The organism is Marinobacter denitrificans (genome assembly GCF_008795955.1).
GTDB lineage: Bacteria > Pseudomonadota > Gammaproteobacteria > Pseudomonadales > Oleiphilaceae > Marinobacter > Marinobacter denitrificans.
Map to the genome: position 1 here is coordinate 656,641 of NZ_VMHN01000001.1, position 24,863 is coordinate 681,503.

The window sequence follows — 24,863 nt, forward strand, 5'->3', positions numbered from 1 at the left end:
CTCACACATGCAACTTGCTACGTGGATTGAACCCTTTTTCAGCCTCGGCCAGTTGCTTGTATAACTCCTCGGCTTCGTCGCTGTGCCGCTCAGGCATCACGATCTGCAACACTACCAACTGGTCCCCGGGATGTTTGCCCGGCAGGCCTTTGCCCTTGAGGCGCAGTTTGCGGCCACTGGACGAGCCCTTGGGCACCTTCACGTTTACCTTCGAGCCAACGGTGGGAACCGTAACCGAGGCACCGAGGGCAGCCTCCCAGGGTGCGATGGGCACTGTTACCAGTATATCCTTGCCTTCCACCGTGAACAGGGGGTGCGGCGCGTATTCCACTTCGATAAACAGGTCGCCATTCTCTGCACCGCCTATGCCGGGCGCGCCCTGGCCTTTCAGGCGGATATGCTGCCCCTCTTTCATGCCGGCAGGGATTTTCACGTTGAGGGTTTTCTGCCGTGGCACTACCCGGCCTTTGTCATCGGCCTCATGGACATTGAACGAGATCTGCTTCTCGCAGCCATGGAACGCTTCCTCCAGAAACAGCGCTAGCCGTGCGTGAACATCTTCACCCCGCATGCGCATGGAGTGGCGCTGACCACCGTAGCCACCCCCAAAGCCGGCACCGGAACCTGAACGACGGCCGCCACCGAAGATTTCTTCAAAAAAGTCACTGAACTGCGACGCATCGGCGTCGGTAAAACCACCGCCACCAAAGCCAGATGCGCTTTGCCATCCCGGAGGTGGCTGGAACGATCCGTCCTGCCGCGCACCGTATTTTTTCAGCTCATCGTATTCCGCCCGTTTTTCGGGGTCTTTCAGTACTTCATAGGCCTCGCCGACGTCTTTGAACTTATCGGAGGCGTCTTGCTCCTTACTGACATCCGGATGGTATTTCCGGGCCAGTTTGCGGTAGGCCTTTTTGATCTCCTCGGGGGAGGCAGACTCGCTCACACCGAGCACGGCGTAATAGTCTTTGAAGTCCATTCTGCTCCTCACACCTGTTTAGACGACTGGGCATGTTTGCCCGGTTACTAACTCTATAGTTGATGAGGAAATGAAAATTACAAGGTGGGGGTGTGTCAGAATTGATGCGTATCAGTTGTCTGACTTCGGTTGTGCCTTTGGGTTAGGCACCTAGCCTGCCAAGTGGCGGTACGCCCCGATGGGAACCCCCTTCCAGAAAACGCCCGTGAATACGTCCATGTAGGGCTTGGTCGCGCCATCCCTGGCGCTCCACATTTCTGGAAGGGCGTTCCCACCGGGGCTTTTTGGCATTCGAGTTATCGCCGCCAATAGCGCAAAGAAGATTGGCGACGAGTGTCAGAGCATGCGATATCGAGGGGCCGAACAAGCAGAGGTGGGCTTTCCTTCCGGGACCCTAAAAAACAGGGATGTTTTTTAGGAGTCTACAGGGACGTATTCACGACGTGTCCCGGAAGGAAAGCCCACCTCTGCGGAGCCCGCCAGGCCAGCAGGCTACAAAGAAGAGGCAAGCTCCAAAGCTTACCTTACCTTGGGATCTAGCTCCCCAGAAGCATACCGCTCAAACATGCGCTCAAGGTTAACTGGCTTGATCTTGCTGGCATTGCCGGCGGTTCCGAAGGCTTCATAGCGGGCAACGCAGACGTCTGTCATCGCCTTCATGGTTTCTTTCAGGAACTTGCGCGGGTCGAATTCGGCCGGGTTCTGGGCCAGGAAGCGACGGACCGCGCCGGTGCTTGCCAGGCGCAGGTCGGTGTCGATGTTGACCTTGCGAACGCCGTGCTTGATGCCTTCGACGATTTCCTCAACGGGTACACCGTAGGTTTCCGGAATCTCACCACCGTATTCGTTGATGATCTTCAGCCACTCCTGGGGAACGGAGCTGGAGCCGTGCATGACCAGGTGGGTGTCCGGGATGCGGGCGTGGATGGCTTTGATCTGGTCAATAGCCAGGATGTCACCGGTCGGTGGACGGGTGAACTTGTAGGCGCCGTGGCTGGTGCCAATGGCAATGGCCAGGGCGTCCACGTGGGTTTTCTTGACGAAGTCGGCCGCTTCTTCAGGGTCGGTCAGCATCTGGCTGTGATCCAGGGTACCTTCCGCGCCGATGCCGTCTTCTTCACCGGCCTGACCGGTTTCCAGGGAACCCAGACAGCCCAGCTCGCCTTCCACGGAAACGCCACAGGCGTGGGCCATTTCCACGGTACGACGGGTGACGTCGACGTTGTATTCGTAGTCGGTGGGCGTTTTCCCGTCCTCACCCAAAGAGCCGTCCATCATCACGGAACTGAAGCCCAATTGGATCGAACGCTGACAAACGGAAGGGCTGGTGCCGTGATCCTGATGCATAACCACTGGAATATGCGGAAACTCTTCAATAGCCGCCAGAATAAGGTGACGCAGGAACGGCGCACCCGCGTATTTGCGGGCGCCGGCAGAGGCCTGGACAATCACCGGAGAGTCGGTTTTGTCAGCCGCTTCCATGATGGCGCGCATCTGCTCCAGGTTATTCACGTTGTAGGCAGGCACGCCGTAGCCGTGCTCGGCGGCGTGATCCAGCAGTTGCCGCATCGATATCAGGGCCATGGGGTCAGTCTCCTTGCTAAATGAAAATGAAGTCGAGTACTTGCACAGTGTTCGCGAGCCAGGGAGCGGGCAAGCTGTGCGGGACCGTAAAAAACATGGATGTTTTTTACGAGCCTACAGGGACGTATTAACGGCGTGTCCCGCACAGCTTGCCCGCTTCCTGGCGTCATGCACTTAATGTATTCAGGCGCCGCGCTCTTCCAATACCGCGACAGCCGGTAGCGTCTTGCCTTCCACAAACTCCAGGAAAGCACCGCCGCCGGTGGAAATGTACGAGATTTTGTCACTCACACCGTACTTGTCAACGGCGGCGACCGTATCACCACCGCCAGCCAGGGAGAAGGCATCGCTTTCTGCGATGGCTTTCGCCAGGGCTTGGGTGCCGTTGCTGAACTGGTCGAATTCGAATACGCCGACCGGGCCGTTCCAGAGGATGGTTTTGGCATTTTTCAGCAGATCGGCAAACTGACCAGCGGTTTCCGGGCCAACGTCGAGGATCATGTCGTCCTCGCTGACGTCGGAGATGTTTTTGGTGGTGGCGGTCGCGGTTTCCGCGAATTCGCTGGCGACCACCACATCCACCGGCAGCGGGATTTCAACGCGGGAGGCGATTTCCCGGGCGGTGTCGATCAGGTCGTGTTCGCACAGGGATTTACCCACCGGATGGCCTGCGGCCGCCAGGAAGGTGTTGGCGATACCGCCACCGACGATGATGGAATCGCAGACTTTTTCCAAGGCGTTCAGCACGTCCAGCTTGGTGGACACCTTGGAGCCGCCGACAATGGCGACCACGGGCTTGGCCGGGTTGTCCAGGGCCTTGCCGAGGGCTTCCAGTTCTGCCGCCAGCAGCGGGCCGGCGCAGGCTTCGGGCGCGAAACGGGCAACACCATGGGTTGAGGCCTGGGCGCGGTGGGCGGTACCAAAGGCGTCCATCACGTAGACGTCGCACAGCGCGGCGTACTTTTTAGCCAGATCTTCGTCGTCTTTCTTCTCGCCCTTGTTGAAGCGCACGTTTTCAAACAGCACCACTTCGCCTTCGGCCACTTCAACGCCGTCGAGGTAATCGGCAATCAGGCGGACTTCCTGGCCCAGTAACTTGCCAAGATGGTCAGCCACCGGCTTCATGGAGGAGGCTTCGTCGTAAACACCTTCTTCCGGGCGGCCCAGGTGGGACATCAGCATTACCCGGGCACCCGCCTCTTTTGCGGCCTTGATGGTGGGCAGCGAGGCGCGGATGCGGGCATCGCTGGTAACTTCACCGTTTTTTACCGGTACGTTCAGATCTTCACGGATCAGTACTCGCTTGCCTGCGAGGTCCAGATCGGTCATTCGCTTGATAGCCATAATGTTCATCCCCTGATCAAAAATAGTTTCAGTGGCCGGACAACCAGTGTTTGCTGACGTCCAGCATCCGATTTGCGAACCCCCACTCGTTATCAAACCAGCACAGCACCTTCACCATGGTGCCACCGGTTACACGCGTCTGGCCTCCGTCCACAATGCTGGAGTGGGCATCGTGGTTGAAATCGGAGCTGGCCAGAAGCTCGTCGGTGTAGCCCAGAATACGTTTCAGCGGGCCGCGGGCGGCGTTTTGTAATAAATTATTCACCGCCTCCACCGAGGTGTTCTTCCGAACGTTCACTACCATATCGATTGCCGACACATTCATGGTGGGCACCCGCATGGCCACAGAGCTGAACCTGCCTTCCATATGGGGAAGCAGGCGCTCGATGCCCTTGGCCAGGCCGGTATCCACGGGAACGATGTTGTGCAGGGCACTGCGGGTGCGGCGCAAGTCCTGGTGGTGGTAGGCGTCAATCACAGGCTGGTCGTTCATGGCAGCATGAATCGTAGTGGTGCTGCCCTGCTCCACTCCCAGGGCCTCATCCAGTATCTGGATGACAGGCACCAGGCAGTTGGTGGTGCAGGACGCTGCCGCAACGATACGGTCCGATGCGGTCAACTGGCCCTGGTTGACACCGTAAACCACCGTGCGATCCACATCGGACTCTGCCGGTTGTGAGAACAGCAGCCGAGCAGCGCCGGCCTTCAGGTGCTGCTCGGCGGTCGCCCGGTCGCTGAAGGCCCCGGAACATTCCAATACCAGGTCCACGCCCAGTTCACCCCAGGGCAGCTCCGATGCATCCGCATGGCGGAGCACCCGGATTCGATCACCATTCACCAGCAGGGAATCGCCCTCAACGGTAATGTCACCCTGGAATCGGCCATGGGTGGAGTCATAACGGGTGAGGTGGGCAATGGTGTCGATATCCGCCAGCTCGTTAATCGCGACCACCTGCAGGTGGTCGCGAAAACCGTTCTCATAGAGCGCACGCAGGACACACTGGCCGATACGGCCGTATCCATTGATGGCGATGCGATACGGTGCAGCGGTGGTCATCAGGCTTCCAGCAGCTCCCCGGCCACGGCGATCACGTTATCCACGGTGAAGCCGAACTCTTTGAACAGCTCACCCGCAGGCGCGGACTCACCGAAGGTGCTCATGCCCACAACCCGGCCGTCCAGGCCAACATACTTGTACCAGTAGTCCTCAATGCCGGCTTCGACAGCAACACGGTTGGTCACTTCCAGTGGCAGCACTTCCTGCTTGTAGGCAGCGCTCTGGGCATCAAAGATATCAGTAGAGGGCATGGATACCACGCGCACCTTGCTGCCCTTCTCCCGCAGCGCAGCCGCGGCGTCCTGGGCCAGGCCGACTTCGGAGCCGGTGGCAATCAGGATAAGATCCGGCGTGCCTTCGCTGTCGGAGAGGATATAGCCACCTTTGGCGATGTTCGCCAGTTGATCTGCGTCACGCTGCTGATGAGGCAGGCCCTGACGGGAGAAGACCATGGCCGTGGGGCCGTCGGTACGCTCAAGGGCGGCTTTCCAGGCTACCGCCGATTCCACGGCATCGGCCGGGCGCCAGGTGCTCATGTTCGGCGTGGTGCGCAGGCTGGCCATCTGCTCGACCGGCTGATGTGTCGGCCCGTCTTCGCCCAGGCCGATGGAGTCATGGGTGAAGACGTAGATGGAGCGTTGTTTCATCAATGCGGCCATCCGCACGGCGTTACGGCAGTATTCCATAAAGATCAGGAAGGTGGCGCCGTAGGGCACGAAGCCACCGTGCAGGGCAACACCATTCATGATGGCAGCCATGCCGAACTCGCGAACACCGTAGTACACGTAGTTTCCGCTAGCGTCCTCTTTGGTCAGCGGTTTGCTGCCATTCCAGATAGTAAGATTGGAACCGGCCAGGTCGGCAGAGCCACCCAGCAGCTCAGGCAGCAATGGGCCATAGGCGTTCAGCGTATTCTGGGAAGCCTTGCGGCTGGCGACAGTCTCGCCCTTGTCCTGACATTCCTGGATGTAAGCCTGGGCCTTTTCGGAGAAGTCTGCCGGCAGGTCGCCCGCCATACGGCGCTTCAGCTCGGCAGCCAGTTCCGGCTCCGCTTTCTCGTAAGCGGCAAAAGCTTGATCCCACTCGGCCTCAGCGGCGGCGCCCTTCTCGCGCGCATCCCAGGCGCTATAGATTTCCGAGGGGATCTCAAAGGCCCCGTGGTTCCAGCCCAGCTTCTCGCGGGTCAGGGCCACTTCGTCCTCGCCGAGGGCCGCACCGTGACAGGCCTCGGTGCCCTGCTTGTTGGGAGAGCCGAAACCGATGATGGTCTTGCAGCAGATCAGGGTGGGCTGGGACGTGTTGGCGCGGGCTGCCTGAATGGCGCTGCGGACCGCTTCGGGATTGTGGCCGTCAACCGCGGGAATCACTTGCCAACCATAGGATTCGAAACGCTTGGGCGTGTCGTCGGTGAACCAGCCGTCTACTTCGCCGTCAATGGAGATGCCGTTGTCGTCATAGAACATGATCAGCTTGCCCAGGCCCAGTGTGCCGGCAAGGGAAGACACCTCGTGGGAGATACCTTCCATCAGGCAGCCATCGCCCAGGAAGGCATAGGTGTAGTGATCAACAATGCTGTGCCCGGGACGGTTGAACTGTTCGCCCAGGGCTTTCTCTGCCAGGGCAAAACCGACCGCATTTGCAATCCCCTGCCCCAGCGGGCCAGTGGTGGTTTCAACGCCGGGCGTGTAGCCATACTCAGGATGGCCCGGGGTCTTGGAGTGCAGTTGACGGAAGTTCTTGATGTCATCAATGGAGACGTCATAGCCACTCAGATGCAGCAGGGAATACTGCAGCATGGAGCCGTGGCCATTGGAGAGCACAAAACGGTCGCGGTTGGCCCACTTCGGGTTGGCCGGGTTGTGGCTGAGGAAATCATTCCAGAGTACCTCGGCGATGTCCGCCATACCCATGGGCGCGCCCGGGTGGCCGGATTTGGCTTTCTGAACCGCATCCATGCTCAGCGCGCGAATGGCGTTGGCGAGATCTGTGCGAGATGGCATTGACGTTTTCTCCAGTTTTGGTCGGCAAAAAGGTGAACTGATAAAAAGAAGGCGCGTATTTTCGCCGATTAGTGACCACCGGGGCAAATCGGCGTCACTCTTTTTATGCCCCTTTCAGGCGACAGGTAATAGCAGCAGAAATTTTGGCTGATTTTTCAAACAGATCTAACTCTATATCAATTTATTTTGATATAGATATTGATTGACTGATCAGACAGCCCTAAACTTCGTTCCATGACATCACTGACCACACACGTAAACGACCTGTCCTCCGTGGACGCTCTGGCACCGATCTTCAAAGCGAGCGGCGACCCGCTGCGCCTGGAGATCCTTCGTGTGTTGCGCCGGGACACTTTTGGCGTTCTGGAGCTGAGCCAGTTGTTCGATATGCGCCAGTCCGGTATGAGCCACCACCTGAAAGTGATGCACAAAGCGGGGCTGCTGGAACCCCAGCGTGAGGGCAACGCCATTTTCTACCGGCGCCCGCTGAATCTGGAGAGCGACAAGCTTACCGACCAGACCATCCGCCAGGTGTTCGACACGGTAGACCGCATTCCCCTGCCGGAACATCTGCAGGGAAAAATTGAGGCGATCCGCAACCAGCGTGCCGATCAGTCCCAGGCTTTTTTCGCCCGTTATGCGGAAAAATTCCGGGAGCAGCAGGAACTGATTGCCGCGTTCGAATTGTATGCCGAACCGGTGGCCAACCTGATCCGCAACCGCTCCAGCCGGCATGAGTGGAAAACCGCCCTGGAAATCGGCCCCGGCGAAGGCGCGTTCCTGCCCGTACTGTCGAAACTCTGCGAGTACGTGGTGGCCCTGGACAACTCCCGTGACATGCTGGCAAAGGCCACACGCACCTGCATCGACGAGCGCCTGAACAACGTCGACCTGATCGAAGGCGTGACCGACCACCTGCTTGCCCGGGGTGACGATTTTGACCTGGTGGTGGCCAATATGGTGCTGCACCACGTTCCTAGCCCTGCAGACATTTTCCTGGACGCCGCCGCACTGATGAAAACCGGCGGCTGCCTGGTGATCAGCGACCTGTGCAGCCACGACCAGGACTGGGCGAAGGAAGCCTGCGGCGATCTCTGGCTGGGCTTCGAACCTGAAGAACTCACAAGCTGGGCGGCAGAAGCCGGCCTGATTGCCGGCGAGTCTTTATTTATCGGCCTGCGCAACGGATTCCAGGTGCAGGTAAGAGAATTCTGGAAAAACCCGGAGGCTGCCTGAAGGCAGAAATCAAAACTGTATCAATTTTTTTTGATATAGAATTATGCAGACTCTGAAAACTGATTTACGATACCGACATCACCACGGCCGGACGGAAACCGAGATTCACCACCGGCACGAATTTGCAACGCTCACAGAGGAGCAACCCTATGTCTGATTACAGCGTCTTTACCTCCGAATCGGTCTCTGAAGGCCATCCTGACAAACTGGCAGACCAGATTTCTGATGCCGTACTCGACGCCATCCTCGTGGACGACCCCCATGCCCGGGTTGCCTGTGAAACCATGGTGAAAACCGGTGTCGCCATCGTGGGCGGTGAAATTACCACCAGCGCCTGGGTTGACCTGGAAGACCTGGTACGGGGTGTGATCAAAGACATCGGCTACACCTCCTCCGACGTAGGCTACGACGGCGACACCTGTGGCATCATCAACATCATCGGCAAACAGTCCGTGGACATCGCCCAGGGCGTTGACCGCCAGAAGCCGGAAGACCAGGGCGCAGGCGACCAGGGCCTGATGTTCGGCTACGCCAGCAACGAAACCGACGTGTTGATGCCGGCGCCGATCACCTTCTCCCACCGCCTGGTCCAGCGCCAGGCCGAAGCACGCAAGAGCGGCCTGCTGCCATGGCTGCGCCCGGATGCGAAAAGCCAGGTCACCTGCCGCTACGAAAACGGCAAGGTTACCGGCATTGACGCCGTGGTCCTGTCCACCCAGCACGACGAAGACGTGTCCCAGGCTGACCTGAAAGAAGCAGTGATGGAGCTGATCGTCAAGCACGCCCTGCCGGCGGAGCTGCTGCACAAAGACACCCAGTTCCACATCAACCCCACCGGCAAGTTCGTGATTGGCGGCCCCGTTGGCGACTGCGGCCTGACCGGCCGCAAGATCATCGTCGACACCTACGGCGGCATGGCACGCCACGGCGGCGGCGCCTTCTCCGGCAAGGACCCGTCCAAGGTGGATCGCTCTGCAGCCTATGCCGGCCGTTACGTGGCGAAGAACATTGTTGCCGCCGGCCTGGCGGAAAAGTGCGAGATCCAGGTGTCTTACGCCATCGGTGTTGCCGAGCCAACATCCATCTCGGTCAACACCTTCGGCACAGGCAAGATCGGCGACGACAAGATCATCCAGTTGATCCGCCAGAACTTCGACCTGCGCCCGTACGCCATCACCAACATGCTGGACCTGCTGCACCCGATGTACCGTGCAACAGCGGCCTACGGCCACTTTGGTCGCGAGCCCGCCGAGATGACGGTTGGCGGCAAGACGTTTACTTCCTTCCCATGGGAGAAGACGGACCGGGCAGATCTTCTTAAGGATGCCGCTGGTATCTAATTTGGGCTTGGGCCTCGGCTTGGACTCAGGCTTGGGTTAGCCCGCTACTGATGGGGGTGGCGGCGCTGAGGGACCCCTTCCATGGACACGCTACAAGCACGTCCGTGTGCGCTTGGGGTCGGCCATCCCTGGCCTCCCACAGTCCATGAAAGGGGTCCCTCACCACCGCTTCGCATTATGGTGAGGGCTTCTCGGGTTTAATACCCAGGAGCGGAAGTTAGTGACAGAGTCCGACACCTGTAGTGGGCCGATTCAACAGTTTGGTGCGTATTCCTAACGGCATACGCCAAAAATTCGAACGAGGTGGTGGGGGTCTTCCTTCCCGGAATGTGGGAGGCCAAGGATGGCCGACCCCAAGCGCACATGGATGTGCTCGTAGCGTTTCCGGGAAGGAAGACCCCCACCACCGACAGCACCCGAATTCAACAGTAAGGGAGCAGCAACTCCCAATCCAGAGATTCACGACAGGAGAACACCATGAGCACTCCAGCAGAAAAACTGAACCAATTCGATGACTACAAAGTCCGCGATATTTCACTCGCGGCCTGGGGCCGTAAGGAAATCAACATCGCTGAAGGCGAAATGCCGGCGCTGATGAAGCTCCGCGAAAAGTACAAAGGCGAGCAGCCGCTGGAAGGCGCCAACGTCATGGGTTGTATCCACATGACCATCCAGACCGCCGTACTGATTGAAACCCTGATCGAGCTTGGCGCCAACGTACGCTGGTCATCGTGCAATATCTTCTCTACCCAGGACCAGGCCGCAGCAGCCATCGCGGCACAGGGCATTCCCGTGTTTGCCTGGAAAGGCGAAACCGACGAAGAGTACGACTGGTGTCTCGAGCGCACCGTCGGTGCCGACGTGGAAGGCTGGGAACCCAACATGATCCTGGACGACGGCGGCGACCTGACGGCGCTGCTGCACGAGAAGTATCCGGAAATCCTGGCCAAGTGCCACGGTGTAACCGAGGAGACCACCACCGGCGTCCACCGCCTGCAGGAAATGCTGCGGGACGGCAAGCTGAAGGTGCCGGCCATCAACGTCAACGATGCGGTCACCAAGTCCAAGAACGACAACAAGTACGGTTGTCGCCACAGCCTGAACGACGCCATCAAGCGCGCCACCGACCACCTGATGGCTGGCAAGAAAGCGCTGGTTATCGGTTACGGCGATGTGGGCAAGGGCTCTGCCGCTTCCCTGCGCCAGGAAGGCATGATCGTAAAGATCACCGAAGCCGACCCGATCTGTGCCATGCAGGCCTGCATGGACGGTTTTGAAGTGGTGTCTCCGTATCTCGACGGCGTGAACACCGGCACCGAAGCCGGCATTGATAAGGCGTTGCTGCAGAACACCGATCTGCTGGTCACCACCACAGGCAACATGAACGTGTGTGATGCCAATATGCTCAAGTCTCTGAAGAGCGGCGCCGTTGTGTGCAACATCGGCCACTTCGACAACGAGATCGACACCGCCTACATGCGCAAGAACTGGGAGTGGGACGAGGTCAAACCGCAGGTACACGTGGTGTATCGCGACAAGGCCATCAACGACCACCTGATCCTGCTGTCCGAAGGCCGCCTGGTGAACCTGGGCAACGCCACCGGCCACCCGTCACGGATCATGGATGGCTCGTTCGCCAACCAGGTGCTGGCGCAGATGTACCTGTTCGAGCGCAAGTTTGCCGATCTTCCGGAAGATGCCCGCGAGAAAGGTATCTACGTTCAGGTTCTGCCCAAGCAGCTGGACGAGGAAGTGGCCCGCGCCATGGTTGAAGGTTTTGGTGGCGTGATCACCAAGATGACACCGGAGCAGGCAAGTTACATTGGTGTACCGGTCGAAGGACCGTACAAGCCGGAAAGTTACAAGTACTGATCAGGTAGTAGCAGCATGGAAACCCAGAAACAGTTCAAGCGCCGCTTCAGCTTTGAGTTTTTCCCGCCCAAGACCGATAAGGGCTGGGAAAAGCTGCAGGGCGTTCGCAACACGCTGGCAGAGGTTGACCCGGATTTCTTCTCGGTCACCTTTGGGGCCGGCGGCTCAACCCGGGATCGCACCGTGCAGACGGTGCTGGACCTGCACAAGCGGGGTGTCTCTACCGCCCCGCACCTGTCCTGCGTGGGCGCCACCCGCGACAGCATTGCAGAACTGCTGGACGTTTACCGTGAGAACGGTATCAACCGCATCGTGGCCCTGCGGGGCGATATGCCTTCCGGCATGGGGGCCGCCGGTGAACTGCGCTACGCCAATGAGCTGGTGAGTTTCATCCGCGAGCACAGCGGCGATACCTTCAATATCGAAGTGGCGGCCTACCCGGAGTTTCATCCCCAGGCCCGCACCGCGGAAGATGATCTTAAGAACTTCGCCCGCAAGGTGGAAGCCGGCGCCAACAGCGCTATTACCCAGTATTTCTTCAACGCAGACAGCTACTTCTACTTTATCGACCGGCTGGAAAAGATGGGCGTCACCATTCCGGTGGTGCCGGGCATCATGCCCATCGTCAACTTTTCCAACCTGACCCGCTTCTCCGACATGTGCGGTGCCGAAATTCCCCGCTGGATCCGCAAACAGCTGGAAGCCTACGGCGAGGACAGCGACAGCATCCGCAAGTTTGGCGAGGAAGTGGTCACCCGCATGTGCGAAAAGCTACTGGCCGCCGGAGCGCCAGGGTTGCACTTCTACACCCTGAACCAGGCTGAACCCAGTGTCAGTATCTGGAAGAACCTTGGGCTTGGTGAACGTGAGAAGATCGCTTTCTGACGAGCCCGCTTCTGTCGGATTACGGCCCTTTATGGCGTAATCCGACCATTTTTCTTCCCTCTCCCCTCCTCCAACCATTTGATTTCCTGCATTTCTCCGGTTAATGGTCTAAAGTGTAAAGGTTGCAGTTCCATTAACTGCCCCCGGAAAGAACCGGCTTGATCAGCCCGCCTTTTCCGGAGCACTCCACCGGGTGCACGGGCAATAAAAGCAAAAACAGGAGATTGTATGAGCACCAAATGGATTAAAACGGTTGGCGCAACCCTGGCACTCACCGTTGCCGCAGGAACCGTCAGTGCAGAGACGCTGCGTGTCGTCACCGACCCCAGCTTCGTGCCCTTCGAGATGATGGACCAGGAAACCGGTGAGATGATCGGGTTCGATATGGAGATCATCCGCGAAGTGGCAGATCGTGCCGGCTTTGAGATCGACCTGAACACCATGGACTTCAACGGCATCATCCCTGCCCTGCAGACCGGCAACGTGGATATCGCAATCGCTGGCATTACCATTACCGAAGAGCGCAAGGAAATCGTTGATTTCTCTGACCCGTATTATGATTCCGGCCTGCGAATCCTGGTGCGCGAGGATAACGATAATGTTGAAGAGATTTCCGACCTGGAAGGCCTGAAAATCGGCACCAAGATCGGCAGCACCAGTTACGACTACCTGATGAAAACACTGGATGAAGACGACGGAGTTACCCCTTATCCGGGCAGTTCAGACATGTACATGGCGCTGATGTCCCGCGCTGTTGATGCGGTTTTCTACGATGCACCCAACGTCGGCTACTTCGCCAGCACCAAGGGTGAAGGCAAGGTAAAGACTGTCGGCAAGTTGTACGAAGGCCAGCAATATGGCATTGCTCTGAAGAAAGGCAGCGAATGGGTGGACGAGGTGAATGACGCCCTCGCTGAGATCAAGGAAGACGGCACGTACAAGGATATCTACGAGAAGTGGTTCGGCGAAATGCCAGAAGGCGAGTAAAACTGAAAACCACAGCCGGGGCGCACAACGCCCCGGCTGGCAACTCCCCATCCAACGGAGACACCCACTGTGGAATTCCAGTTTCAGTTTGACTGGCAGGCTGCCATCAACTCGATTCCCTACCTGCTTAAAGGTATTCCCTACACCCTTCTTATTTCCTTTGGCGGCCTCGCCATCGGCTTCGTACTCGGCATCATTTTCGGCTTGCTGAGTATCAATAAAAAGTGGTTCTTTCGCTGGCCAGCCACGGCCTACATCGAAATTTTTCGCGGCACCCCGATTCTGGTTCAGGTGCTATTCATCTTCTATGGCTTGCCAGACCTGGTAGGCGGCCCCATTGATCCGCTGACCGCCGGTATCGCTGCCATTGCCCTGAACTCTGGCGCCTATATCTCCGAAGTCGTGCGGGGCGGCGTGCAGTCTATCGACAAGGGCCAGACCGAAGCGGGGCTGTCACTGGGCCTGTCCCGGTCCCAGACATTCTGGTCGATCATCTGGCCCCAGGCTTTCCGCCGCATGATCCCGCCCCTGGGCAATCAGGCGATCGTGAGCATCAAGGACACCTCACTGTTCTCGGTCATCGGTGTGGGTGAGCTGGTTCGTCAGGGCCAGGTGTATATCGCCAATACCTTTACTGCCTTCGAGGTCTACTTCGTGGTGGCATTGATGTATCTCGCGATTACCCTCTCCCTCTCTCTCGTGCTCCGCTTCATAGAGCGGCGCGGACTGGCTTCTGTCTGAAGGATTGGTACCCATGACACAGATCGTGCAAATGCGGGGCATGAACAAGTACTTCGGTACCCTGCATGTCCTCAAGGAAATTGACCTGACCGTTGAAGCCGGTGAAGTGGTGGTGATCATCGGGGCCAGCGGCTCCGGGAAGTCGACCCTCATCCGCTGCGTCAACGGCCTTGAAGAATTCGAGTCCGGAAAACTGGTGGTGGACGGCAATGAACTCGCCCCGAAAGGTGGCAACCAGAAGGCCCTGGCGGAAATCCGCAAGGAAGTGGGCATGGTGTTTCAGCAGTTCAATCTCTTCCCCCACCTCACGGTGAAGAAGAACATCATGCTGGCGCCGAGAAAAGTTAAAGAAGCACCCGAACCCATCGCCAGTGCCACGGCAGACCGCCTGCTGAGCCGCGTAGGCATCGCCAGCCAGGCTGACAAGTACCCCAGCCACCTGTCCGGCGGCCAGCAACAGCGGGTGGCGATCGCCCGTGCTCTGGCCATGGAACCCAGGTTAATGCTGTTCGATGAACCCACCTCGGCCCTGGACCCGGAAATGATCGGCGAAGTGCTGGATGTCATGCGGGAACTGGCCAAGGAAGGCATGACCATGATGGTGGTTACCCACGAAATGGGTTTCGCCCGGGAAGTCGCCGACCGCGTGATCTACATCCACGAAGGCCAGATTGTCGAGGAAGGCAAGCCGGCGGATGTGTTCGACAACCCCCAGAATGAGCGTACCCAGTCGTTCCTGAGCCGGGTGCTGTCGCACTGATCATCCCACCCGCCACGCGCTCTAGAGCAACTGGCGGGTGATCCTGTACTCCTTCTCAATCTTGGTATGAGAGTCATCCGCCAGAAACCGGGCAATCTTCTTGCCCAGCAACGGCACTTCGCATAGAACGTTCAGCGTGACGTAGTTGATGCAGGCCTGGTCTGTGCCCTGCAGCCGCATGTTGCCCTTGATCTTTGCCGGTACCCCCTCGATCCGTACCCGGAATTCGCAGTGCCATTCCCCGTCGTCCTTGCGGAACCAGTGTTCTTCCTGGCGTACGCGGTTCCACTCTTTGTGGAAGCTGGAGAGAATACCCGGCACCTCAGTGGAAGCCATCATCTCCCGCTCCACCACTACCTTTGCCGACAGCTCGTCGCGGGTGAGTTCGGGAACCCGCACGTTGCGGGAACCCAGTCGCTCGTTCTTTTCCTGAATGTGGGCTTCGTCGAAGAAGGCACCCAGCACCCGCTCCAGGCCGGCGTTGTATGAATGTCTCAATTCCAGTTCCATAAAGGCCTCCGTAACAGAATGAACTGATTCTGCGCGAGGGGTGGTGCGGACACATTGGCCCACCGGTCATTGGCGCCTGGCATAGTGGTCAGCGGCCGCTGTTAACTGTAATATCCGCACAGGTTAACAGCCGATAATTCACTACCTGAGCGTCTGACGGAGATTTATCATGCGCAATGCTGACCTCGTCGCCCGCGGCCTTAAATCCGTATGGCATCCCTGCACCCAGATGAAAGATCACGAAGGAACCCTGCCACTGGTCCCGATCAAGCGGGGAGAAGGTGTGTGGCTGGAGGATTTCGAGAGCAACCGTTACATCGATGCTGTGAGTTCCTGGTGGGTTAACCTGTTCGGTCATGCCAACCCGAGAATCAACGCCGCCATCCAGAAACAGATCGGACAGCTCGAGCATGTCATCCTGGCCGGCTTCACCCACGAACCGGTGGTAAACCTGTCAGAACGGCTTATAGAAGTGACCCCGGAAGGCCTCAACAAGTGCTTCTACGCCGACAACGGCTCTTCGGCCATCGAAGCGGCGCTCAAGATGAGCTTCCATTACTGGAAAAACCAGGGCAAACCGGGCAAGAAAAACTTCGTGAACCTGAGCAACAGCTATCACGGAGAAACCCTGGGCGCACTGGCCCTCGGCGATGTTGCCCTCTACAAGGACACCTACCAGCCGTTATTGATGGAAGTGCTGACGGCGCCCTCCCCGGACGCCTTCAACAAGGAGCCGGGTGAAACTGACGAGGACTACGCCCTGCGCCAGTTCGAGGCCATGGACGCGCTGCTGGCAGAAAAACACGATGAAATCTGCGCCGTGGTGGTAGAGCCCCTGATCCAGTGCGCGGGCGGCATGCGCATGCACCACCCTGTTTACCACACCAGACTCCGTGAAGCCTGCGACCGCTACGATGTGCACCTGATCGCCGACGAGATCGCCGTGGGATTCGGCCGTACCGGCACCCTGTTTGCGTGTGAGCAATCCGGCATCACCCCGGACTTCATGTGCCTGTCCAAGGGCCTGACCGCCGGTTACCTGCCGCTGTCTGTCGTGCTCACTACCGATAACGTCTACAACGCCTTCTACGACGATTACGAAACCCTGAAGGCGTTCCTTCACAGCCACAGCTACACCGGCAACCCCATCGGCTGCGCGGTAGCCCTGGCCACCCTGGATATCTTCCGGGATGACAACGTTATCGAAAACAACAAACGCCTGAGCGCCTGCATGGGAGAGTCCGTCGCCCACCTTGCAGACCATCCCAACGTTGGCGATATCCGCCAGCACGGCATGACCCTGGCGGTAGAGATGGTAAGGAACAAAGCCACCAGAGAGCCCTTTCCCTGGCAGGAGCGCCGTGGTATCCGCGTATACCAGCACGCCCTCACCCGACAATCGCTGTTGCGGCCGCTGGGCAATGTGGTCTACTTTATGCCCCCTTATGTGATCACTGAAGAACAGATCCGCCACCTGGCCCAGGTGGCCACCGAAGGCATCGAAATCGCAGTACGGGACTGACCAACACACCATGCGCATCCCTCGTATCTACACCGACTCTCCTCTGAACGAGGGAGCCACTGCTGACCTGGACGACAACGCGGCGCAACACGTAGGCCGCGTACTGCGTATGCAGCCCGGTCAGGAACTGTTGCTGTTCAATGGCGACGGTAACGACTACCCTGCCACCATCACCGAGTCCGGCAAAAAAAGAGTGGAAGTCCGGGTCGGCAGCCCGGTAGCCAACACCACTGAAGCCCCCCTGGACATCGTACTTGGCCAGACGCTCTCCAAGGGTGACCGTATGGACTATGCGGTGCAGAAAGCGGTAGAAATGGGCGTCGCCCGCATCGTTCCGCTCACCACCGAACGCTGTGACGTCAAGCTCAAAGGCGACCGGGAAGACAAACGCCTGCGCCACTGGCAGTCCGTCGCCATCAGCGCGGCCGAGCAATGCGGCCGTGCCCGGGTGCCGGAAATATTGCCAGTCATGACCCTGGCGGACTGGCTCGATCACACCCGTGACTGCGACCTGCGCCTGGTGCTCCACCACCGCACCCAACAGTCACTCAATACCATGGCTAAACCCGCCCGGGTCGCCCTGATGATCGGCCCCGAAGGCGGCCTCAGCGCGGAGGAAATCACCGCCGCTGAAACCGCCGGCTTCCTCCCCGTCGCCCTCGGCCCACGGGTCCTCAGAACCGAAACCGCGCCGGTCGCCGCCATGGCCCTGTGCCAGTGGTTGTGGGGAGATATCGGAAGCTGACAGATTCCGACCGTGCCGCCGTCTCAAGCTGGCAGGCAAGTCATTGACACCAGCATTGTCTGACAACATTATCCCTGTCGGGTAAAAAGAACGTTTAGGACAACTCCGAAGCCGGGGCTGTATTACGGGGAGGCGTTGCCAAAACTGTGCGGAACCATGGATGGCGGAGCCCAAGCGCCACATGGATGTGCTTGAGCGTGTTTTGGCAACGCCTCCCCGTAATGCAGCAAACTCCAGAAGATAACAAGCGAACACCAGATGACAAGCCTGTTTAGCAACCCAGAATTCTGGCAATACCTCAGCATCCCGGTTATTGCCGCCCTGATCGGCTGGACCACCAACTGGCTCGCCATCAAGATGACCTTCTACCCGCTGGAATTCGTCGGCAAACCCCCGTTACTGGGCTGGCAGGGCATCATCCCGTCGAAAGCCCGAAAAATGGCCGCCATCAGCGTCGATGCCACCATCTCCAAAATCGGCACCGTGCAGGAAATCTTCCAGCAGATCGACCCAAAGGTACTCGCCGCCCACATCATCTACACAGTCGAGCCCCGCACCGAAGAATACGTCGACGAACTGATGCTCAAAGAGTACCCCACCTTCTGGGAAAACCTGCCGGCCTCCGCCAGAAACATGGTCTATGACCGGGTACGGAAATCCACCCCGCACCTGGTGGACAACCTGGTAGGAGATGTATCCGACAACATCGAAGACCTGCTGGACATCAAAAGCATGGTTATCGAGCGCCTGGCGAAAGACAAACGCCTGCTTAACCGCATATTCATCGAGTGTGGGGAAGTGGAATTCCGCTTCATCATCAACTCCGGCTTCTACTTCGGTTTCCTGTTCGGCCTGGTGCAGATGACCGTCTGGTACTTCTACCAGAGCTGGTGGGTGTTGCCTTTCTTCGGTCTGCTCGTGGGTTGGGCCACCAACTGGATTGCACTGAACGTGATCTTCCGACCGCTACACGAGAAGAAAATCGGGCCGGTGCGGCTTCAGGGATTATTTCTCAAGCGGCAGCAGGAAGTAGCCGAGTCCTTTTGCCACATCGTCACCCATGAAATCCTTACCGTGGGCAACATCATCAATGCCATCCTCGAAGGCCCGAAAGGCGACCGTGCACGCAACATGGTCAAGAAACACATCAAACCGCTGGTGGATGAGACGGCCGGCATGGGCAAGGCTCTGACCCAGGTGGCGTTCGGGCCGACCGGGTTCGCCACTCTCAAGAATCAGGTGGGGCACAAAGCCATCGAGATTTCCCGAACCTCGTTCGACAACCCGGTCTTCGAGACGGACCGGGCAAGGGCCGTTGAAAGCATTATGGTTGAACGCATGATTGCCCTGTCTTCGGAAGAATTCCAGGACCTGCTGCGCCCCTGCTTCCAGGAGGACGAGATCAAACTGATACTGGTGGGCGCCTTCCTGGGTTTCGCTGCCGGCATCTGCCAGCTGATCTTTGTATTCGGGGGTTCCGTCTTCTGATTCTCGGTGCCGGAAAACCGGCAAGTTATGCCGGGTTACGCTGGGCATATCCGCTATGGGTCTCTATACTCCGGGGATACGGGTGTGTATTTCCCGGCGACTCTACTTTTCCCGGAGGCATCGGATGCCAGGCTTTTTTTCCTGGATTTCAGGATTTTTTTCTTCCGACGTATCACCAACCGTATCAGCACCCGAGTCCCGCCTGCTTAATCCGGCTGCGTCCGTGGAAGACGATTCAGCAAGCGATCCCGCTCTGATTGACCAACTTGAAGAACACCTGTTTTGCTGGTTGCTGGACTCGCCGCCCACAGCGCTGCGGTCAGAACCCGGGGAATGGGAGCCTGTTCTGGAAAATCTGCGCGGACGCATCACCCATCGGGAACTTCACGAATTACCGCGCCAACCTATGACGCTGCCAATGCTGATGCGGGCGCTATCCGACGAAAAATCGGACCGACACCATCTGACCGAAATCATTCTCAACGATCCGGCACTGACCGACCAGTTACTACAGATTGCGAACAGCCCCTATTTCAGGCCCGGCGACCAATCGATCGACTCTGTGGACCAGGCAGTTTTTCTGCTGGGGCTGGACGGCATTCGTAACGTCATTTCCGCCGCCATCATGCGCCCCATGATGGCGGCACGGAACAGCCGCGAGGCATTGTTTGCCCAGAGAGTGTGGCGCTGGGGGCTTACCTGCGCCCGCAGTGCGGAACTGATTGCCAAGATTCAGGGCGAGGACAGCAGCGTTTACTTCATGGCGGGATTACTGCCGGCGCTCTCCTACATTACGTTGCGGAGGGAACTGCAGCGACTCTGCAGGGCGGAACCGGGGATGACCGAACCGCCACCCTCGCTGATACACGATGCTCTATCACGGTACCAGTGGGCCACATCGCAACTTCTGGCCAATGAGTGGAACCTGCCCCCCAAATACCACGCACAATTACTGGCGGCTGAGCGGCCCGCTCCGCGGAAGACCCAAACCCCACTGAACGACGGCATCATTGTCGGAACCCGGGAAGTGTTGCGCCACGCTCATCAGCGCAACATGCCAGAGGAGAACGTTCTGCGCCTTATCCACATCTCGGGAGAACAGTACACCCGGGTACGCAAAGTTATCCTTGATGTACTGGAAGCCGGCGCCAGAACCCGCGCCTAGTTTTTGGCCCGCTCTTCTTCCTGTTTCAGTAATTCGGCAAAGCTGACCGACTCGTCTTCCGGCGCCTGTGCCAGGAGCCGTTGTGGCACCACATAAGGCAAACGATCCACGACACGGTCCTCATCATGGCGGATGGCGTCCAGAACACGCCCGATGGTGATTCTGTCCAACGACTGCCCCGGCACCAGACAATCCCCGTTACGCCCGGCCAGCATCAGCAGGCCAGCGCGAATGAGCTTGTCGCTGATCCCCCGGGTCACCTCCCCGGGCACTCGCAGGTCCTGCTCAATTTCTTCCTGCTGGGGCGCAGGCCGGCCTTCGCTGAAAGGCTTTGCTACCAGCCACATCAGGGCCAGGCCGGTTTTTTCCTGCAATTCCGGTGACAACCGTACCTGAGTGCGTTTGGCGACAGCGCCGGGATTCTGCAGATAGAACGCAATGCTGGAACCCAGCAGAAGGATGATCCAGTTCAGGTACAGCCAGATCAGCAGGATGATACCGATGGCGAAACTGGAGTAGATTGCGGCGTACTTCGCCGAACCTGCCACAAATGACGCGAACAGCATTCCAGCGGCCTGCCAGGAAATACCTGCAATCAGGCCGCCGATAAAGGCGTAACGCAGCTTCACCCTGGTATTGGGAATAAATACATACACAAAGGTGAACGCACCCACCACCAGCATGAACGGGGTAAAGCGGGTCGCGAAGATAACCACGGTTCCCAGTGGCTCGACTGCCATCAACGCCTGGACAAACGCCGACGAAAAAATGGTGGCACTGATGCCGATGGCCGACACCATCAACAACGGGCCAATCATGATCACGCTGAGGTAGTTACTGAAGCGCTGGGCCATGGAACGCATATCCGGCACCCGCCAGATCATGTTGAAGGAGCGCTCGATTTTCTGCACCAGTGAGATCACGGTATAGACCAGCAAAGCCAGGCCCACCGACCCCAGCACACCCACCTTCATGTTATCCACGAACCCGAGAACCTGCTCGGCAATCTCCACGCCCTGCGGGCCCATAGGCTGGAAAAACTGGTACAGAAAGGGTTCCATACGCTGGTGTACGCCCATCGCCTTGAGCACCGAAAAGCTCAACGCCAGCAACGGCACGATGCTCAACAGGGTGGTATACACCAGGCTCATGGCGTGCAGGGTCAGGTTACCGGCAATGATATCCCGCACCAGCGCATAGGCAGTGCGCCCGGTTTTATACAACCAGGTCCACGGCCAGCGTTGCGGTGGGCTTGGATTGGCCAGAATCCAGGCTTCAGCTTCCTGAAGCCGCTCTTTGAATTGGAAAGAAGCCACACGACGTCCTGTTTGCCAGAGTTTTGTACAGATTATCAGTCAGATACCAAATCACAACAAAGTATGGCCGATTGTTTGGCTTTTACTAGCAGTTTCGGGTCGATAGCGGCAGCTCACTCAGTTGGTCACGTAATGCCGCCGCGTCCACCCCCGCATCTCATCCAGGCGCTCAAGCCGGCCGGCGGCCTTATCCAGGGTGGAGGCAATGGGGTAGTCACCTTCCAGCATGCCGGCAAAGCGAATGGTCATCAGGTCCCAGAAACGTTTCATTTCCGGAATGTTGGGCATGATTTCGCCGCGGCTGGCGGAGCGGAAGGTGTGGTCGATAAAGGGGTCCTCGCTGAGGGTTTTCACCACCTCCAGGTGGGCAACTGCTCCCAGCGGCTTGTCGTCATTGACCGAGTTAAGGCCGGATTCGGTCAGGAGATAGTCCTCCATAAACTGCCGGGCCAGCTCATGATTGGTTGAAACGGCACTGATCCCGGCCGCCAGCACCCCCACGAAAGGCTTTCCGGGGGCCCCCGTTACCGTGGGCACATCAGCGATACCCACATTGATCCCGGCCTGGCGTATCTCGCTCCAGGCCCATGGGCCGTTGATGATCATGGCCGTCTCGCCGGACTTGAAGCCTTCCATCATGGTGCCGTAATCCGCCTCCTTGGCCAGGACGCCGGAATCCAGAAGGTCCTTGATGCCCCTCACCGCACTGACGGCTCCGTCGTTGGCCACTCCGACATCGGAGAGGTCGTACACCTGCCTCTCCAGACCGAAACTGTAACCACCCGACCCGGCAAAGACCGGCCAGGAAAAATACACGTTCCTGTAATCCCAGGAGATAGCTTCAACGCCTTGCGAACTCAACCTGCGATGCTCGGTTTTCAGCTGCTCAAGAGTCGTGGGCGGCGTTTCCACCAGGTCTTTGTTGTAGAGCAGGCTCACCACTTCCATGGCAATCGGGTAGCCATACACCCGCTCACCGACAGAAACCGCCTGCCAGGCAAAAGGCGCAATGGCATCACGAACGTGCGCTGAGGGTTTAATGGGCCGCAGGTGCCCTTCGTTAATCCAGCTGCCAAAACGATCGTGAGGCCAGATCACAATGTCAGGCGCTTTGGAGGAGTAGCCGTAATGATCGTATTCGGAGGTGAGATCGTCCGGCGTTTCTACGGTGACGGCAATGCCGGTGTCCGACTCGAAGCGCCGGCCAACCTCGGCCAGGCCTTCATACCCCTTGTCGGAGTTGATCCAGATAAGCAGTTCGCCGCGTTCGAAAGCGAGAGCCGGTACGGAAAAGAGAACGAAAAAAAGCGCAAGAGCCAGGATGGGTCTGATCATGAGTATCGCCCTGTTGTTATTGTTGGAGCGTCGTTGAAACGCATGCCCTCATTTGGGGCATTTCACAGGCAGTTTAAGCAACAGGGAACAGCAACCGCATCATACGGCTGCTGTTTTTTGAGGGGTGAGTATGGGGGAGTACCCGAAAAAATCAGGCAGAGGACAGGTTACGGGCCGTGATCTCCACAATTCTCTGTCTCGCTTCCCGGCTCGCCCAGGCGGAATGGGGGGTCACAATCAGGTTGGGAATGTCGTCCGCCAACAGCGGATTGCCGTTGCGGGGCGGCTCCTCTGTCAGAACATCAAAACCTGCACCGCCAATGGTGCCTGCGCGCAGAGCATCGGCCAGCGCCTGTTCATCCACCAGGCCACCGCGACTGGTGTTGATCAGCAGCGCATGCTTTTTCATCATCTTCAGCTCACGAGGACCGATCATGTTGCGGGTCTCATCCGTCAGCAGGCAATGCAGGGAAAGCACATCCACTTGCGGCAGCAGTTCATCCATGGGAACCCGGGGGTACCCATCCACCTCGCCGGCCGCCTGGCCCGGCCTTGCACCGAGTAGAATATTCATCCCGAAGGCCCTGGCCCGCTCAACAACCCCCTGGCCCAGATCACCGTAGCCGAACACACCCAACGTGCGCCCCTCCAATTCCATAATTGGATGATCCATCAGGCAGAACATCGGGCTTTCCCCCCAGCGACCGGACCGTACATCCCGGTCGTAATCCAGCAGCCGCGTGGCCAGCGCCAGCATCAGCGCCATGGTGTGCTGTGCTACGGTGGAACGCCCATAGTTGGTCACGTTCATCACCTTGATGCCGTGTGCCTTTGCGGCCTCCTGGTCAATGTTATTCAGTCCGGTGGCGACTACCGCAATGGTCTTCAATGCTGGGCAGGCCTCAAAATGCTCCCGCGACAGCATTACCTTGTTCACCAGCACCGTATCGAAGCCCCGGATGCGTTCCTGTACCTGTTCCGGGGTCGTACGTGGGTGTTTCACCATCTCACCGGTTACCGCCTCAATCGGCGACAGGTCCACATCGCTACCCAGTGTGTCGGCATCCAGAAATACGGCTTTCATTCGTCCATCCTTATTCATGATGTTTTCGATCAACCACCAGTTCCCAAGATTAAGTTAGACTGAATAAAACCTCCAATTGGCGAAAAGGGGAAGACTCATGGAACACGAATTCTGGCACGAACGCTGGGCCAAGAAAGAAATCGGCTTCCACGAAGGCACCGTGAACCAATACCTCCACGACCACTGGCCCGAACTCGCTGGCAACGGCACCGGTGCCGTCTTCGTTCCCCTGTGCGGTAAAGCCCATGACATGTGGTGGCTGCACGACCGCGGCCATCCTGTCATTGGCGTGGAACTGAGCGAAGTGGCGTGCAAGGACTTCTTTGAAGAAGGCCGCGAGAAAGCCAAGGTCCACCCCGGCGAGCCCTTTACCACCTTCAAGCATGACGATCTGGAACTCTGGTGTGGCGATTTCTTCCAGTTGGTGCCGGAGGATCTGCAACACGTACGGCTGGTCTACGACCGTGCCGCACTGATTGCCCTGCCCCCGCATATGCGCAAGGACTACGTTGACCACCTGACAGCGGTCATCCCGGATGGCACGCGGGTTTTGCTGATTACCCTGGACTATGACACCGAAATCAAAGGACCTCCGTTCAACGTCAGTGACAAAGAAGTCCTGGAACTCTACTCCGACGATTACGAAATCGAACACATCCTCACCAACACGCTGGCGAAAGATCACCCCTTTACCAAGCGTAAAGGCCTTGCTGGAGCCACCGAAAGCGTGTTTCGCCTCCGGAAACGCTGATACACAATTTAATGAACCTTAACGCTTCTCCTCCTGTCCAAGTCCGGAAGCTTGAACTAAGCTCAAAATAACCGGACCGAAATGAACGCAGCAGCGTAATTCGGTCCGGTACTTCCTATACTTTCACTCATAACCATAACCACCGTCCGGGGCGACGGATCC

Annotated in this window: 21 protein-coding genes; 12 read left to right on the forward strand and 9 right to left on the reverse strand. The window is 58.2% G+C overall.

The window, feature by feature from the left end; all coding sequences use genetic code 11:
- Position 1: 1 nt before the first annotated feature.
- The 5 genes from FO268_RS03100 to tkt all read right to left on the reverse strand — a co-directional run bounded on the left by FO268_RS03100 (position 2) and on the right by tkt (position 6,964).
- A complete protein-coding gene (locus tag FO268_RS03100) occupies positions 2-979 on the reverse strand; it encodes a DnaJ C-terminal domain-containing protein (RefSeq protein ID WP_150989427.1) in 978 nt (325 codons plus the stop codon).
- Between the two features lie 519 nt (positions 980-1,498).
- Positions 1,499-2,563 carry a class II fructose-bisphosphate aldolase gene (gene fba, locus FO268_RS03105; RefSeq protein WP_150989430.1) on the reverse strand — a complete coding sequence of 355 codons (1,065 nt, stop codon included), beginning with the start codon at positions 2,561-2,563 and terminating at the stop codon, positions 1,499-1,501.
- A gap of 183 nt (positions 2,564-2,746) precedes the next feature.
- Positions 2,747-3,907, reverse strand: coding sequence for a phosphoglycerate kinase (locus tag FO268_RS03110; protein WP_150989433.1), 1,161 nt, complete (start codon positions 3,905-3,907; stop codon positions 2,747-2,749).
- A 28-nt stretch (positions 3,908-3,935) separates the two neighbouring features.
- On the reverse strand, positions 3,936-4,964 hold the full coding sequence (gap, locus tag FO268_RS03115; RefSeq protein WP_150989436.1) for a type I glyceraldehyde-3-phosphate dehydrogenase: 1,029 nt from the start codon (positions 4,962-4,964) through the stop codon (positions 3,936-3,938).
- On the reverse strand, positions 4,964-6,964 hold the full coding sequence (gene tkt / locus FO268_RS03120; protein ID WP_150989439.1) for a transketolase: 2,001 nt from the start codon (positions 6,962-6,964) through the stop codon (positions 4,964-4,966). The genes gap and tkt overlap by 1 nt, the downstream gene beginning before the upstream one ends.
- Before the next feature lie 234 nt (positions 6,965-7,198).
- Between tkt and FO268_RS03125 the strand changes: the two genes are divergently transcribed.
- From FO268_RS03125 to FO268_RS03155, 7 genes are all read left to right on the forward strand, one after another.
- On the forward strand, positions 7,199-8,200 hold the full coding sequence (locus tag FO268_RS03125) for an ArsR/SmtB family transcription factor (protein ID WP_150989442.1): 1,002 nt from the start codon (positions 7,199-7,201) through the stop codon (positions 8,198-8,200).
- Positions 8,201-8,349: 149 nt separating this feature from the next.
- A complete protein-coding gene (gene metK, locus FO268_RS03130) occupies positions 8,350-9,540 on the forward strand; it encodes a methionine adenosyltransferase (RefSeq protein WP_150989445.1) in 1,191 nt (396 codons plus the stop codon).
- A 477-nt stretch (positions 9,541-10,017) separates the two neighbouring features.
- Positions 10,018-11,412: an adenosylhomocysteinase gene (gene ahcY / locus FO268_RS03135; RefSeq protein WP_150989448.1), complete on the forward strand. Its 1,395-nt coding sequence runs from the start codon at positions 10,018-10,020 to the stop codon at positions 11,410-11,412.
- A 15-nt stretch (positions 11,413-11,427) separates the two neighbouring features.
- The gene (metF, locus tag FO268_RS03140) at positions 11,428-12,297 is read left to right on the forward strand and encodes a methylenetetrahydrofolate reductase [NAD(P)H] (RefSeq protein WP_150989451.1); all 870 of its coding nucleotides are present in this window, start codon (positions 11,428-11,430) and stop codon (positions 12,295-12,297) included.
- A 228-nt stretch (positions 12,298-12,525) separates the two neighbouring features.
- The gene (locus FO268_RS03145) at positions 12,526-13,284 is read left to right on the forward strand and encodes a transporter substrate-binding domain-containing protein (protein WP_150989454.1); all 759 of its coding nucleotides are present in this window, start codon (positions 12,526-12,528) and stop codon (positions 13,282-13,284) included.
- A 69-nt stretch (positions 13,285-13,353) separates the two neighbouring features.
- Entirely contained in the window at positions 13,354-14,025 is a 672-nt protein-coding gene (locus FO268_RS03150; protein ID WP_150989457.1) for an amino acid ABC transporter permease, read from the forward strand.
- Positions 14,026-14,038: 13 nt separating this feature from the next.
- A complete protein-coding gene (locus FO268_RS03155) occupies positions 14,039-14,785 on the forward strand; it encodes an amino acid ABC transporter ATP-binding protein (RefSeq protein ID WP_150989460.1) in 747 nt (248 codons plus the stop codon).
- A gap of 21 nt (positions 14,786-14,806) precedes the next feature.
- On the opposite strand, the gene FO268_RS03160 is transcribed toward FO268_RS03155, so the two are convergent.
- Complete coding sequence (locus tag FO268_RS03160; RefSeq protein WP_150989463.1) at positions 14,807-15,295, reverse strand: DUF2505 domain-containing protein; 489 nt, start codon at positions 15,293-15,295, stop codon at positions 14,807-14,809.
- Between the two features lie 169 nt (positions 15,296-15,464).
- On the opposite strand from FO268_RS03160, the gene FO268_RS03165 reads away from it, so the two are divergent.
- From FO268_RS03165 to FO268_RS03180, 4 genes are all read left to right on the forward strand, one after another.
- Positions 15,465-16,817 carry an adenosylmethionine--8-amino-7-oxononanoate transaminase gene (locus FO268_RS03165; protein ID WP_150989466.1) on the forward strand — a complete coding sequence of 451 codons (1,353 nt, stop codon included), beginning with the start codon at positions 15,465-15,467 and terminating at the stop codon, positions 16,815-16,817.
- Positions 16,818-16,827: 10 nt separating this feature from the next.
- A complete protein-coding gene (locus FO268_RS03170; RefSeq protein WP_150989468.1) occupies positions 16,828-17,562 on the forward strand; it encodes a 16S rRNA (uracil(1498)-N(3))-methyltransferase in 735 nt (244 codons plus the stop codon).
- Positions 17,563-17,820: 258 nt separating this feature from the next.
- The gene (locus FO268_RS03175) at positions 17,821-19,050 is read left to right on the forward strand and encodes a DUF445 domain-containing protein (RefSeq protein WP_150989471.1); all 1,230 of its coding nucleotides are present in this window, start codon (positions 17,821-17,823) and stop codon (positions 19,048-19,050) included.
- Between the two features lie 124 nt (positions 19,051-19,174).
- Positions 19,175-20,215 (forward strand): HDOD domain-containing protein, encoded by a 1,041-nt coding sequence (locus FO268_RS03180; RefSeq protein WP_150989473.1) that lies wholly within the window; start codon positions 19,175-19,177, stop codon positions 20,213-20,215.
- Here the strand turns inward: FO268_RS03180 and FO268_RS03185 are convergent.
- The 3 genes from FO268_RS03185 to FO268_RS03195 form a co-directional block, all read right to left on the reverse strand.
- Entirely contained in the window at positions 20,212-21,531 is a 1,320-nt protein-coding gene (locus FO268_RS03185) for a YihY/virulence factor BrkB family protein (RefSeq protein ID WP_150989476.1), read from the reverse strand. The two genes, FO268_RS03180 and FO268_RS03185, sit on opposite strands and share 4 nt — an antisense overlap.
- A gap of 117 nt (positions 21,532-21,648) precedes the next feature.
- Complete coding sequence (gene malE, locus FO268_RS03190) at positions 21,649-22,866, reverse strand: maltose/maltodextrin ABC transporter substrate-binding protein MalE (RefSeq protein ID WP_150989479.1); 1,218 nt, start codon at positions 22,864-22,866, stop codon at positions 21,649-21,651.
- A gap of 151 nt (positions 22,867-23,017) precedes the next feature.
- Complete coding sequence (locus FO268_RS03195; protein ID WP_150989482.1) at positions 23,018-23,950, reverse strand: D-2-hydroxyacid dehydrogenase; 933 nt, start codon at positions 23,948-23,950, stop codon at positions 23,018-23,020.
- 97 nt (positions 23,951-24,047) lie between these two features.
- Here FO268_RS03195 and tmpT point away from each other — a divergent pair, with 97 nt between their 5' ends.
- On the forward strand, positions 24,048-24,701 hold the full coding sequence (tmpT, locus tag FO268_RS03200) for a thiopurine S-methyltransferase (RefSeq protein ID WP_150989485.1): 654 nt from the start codon (positions 24,048-24,050) through the stop codon (positions 24,699-24,701).
- Positions 24,702-24,863: the final 162 nt, after the last annotated feature.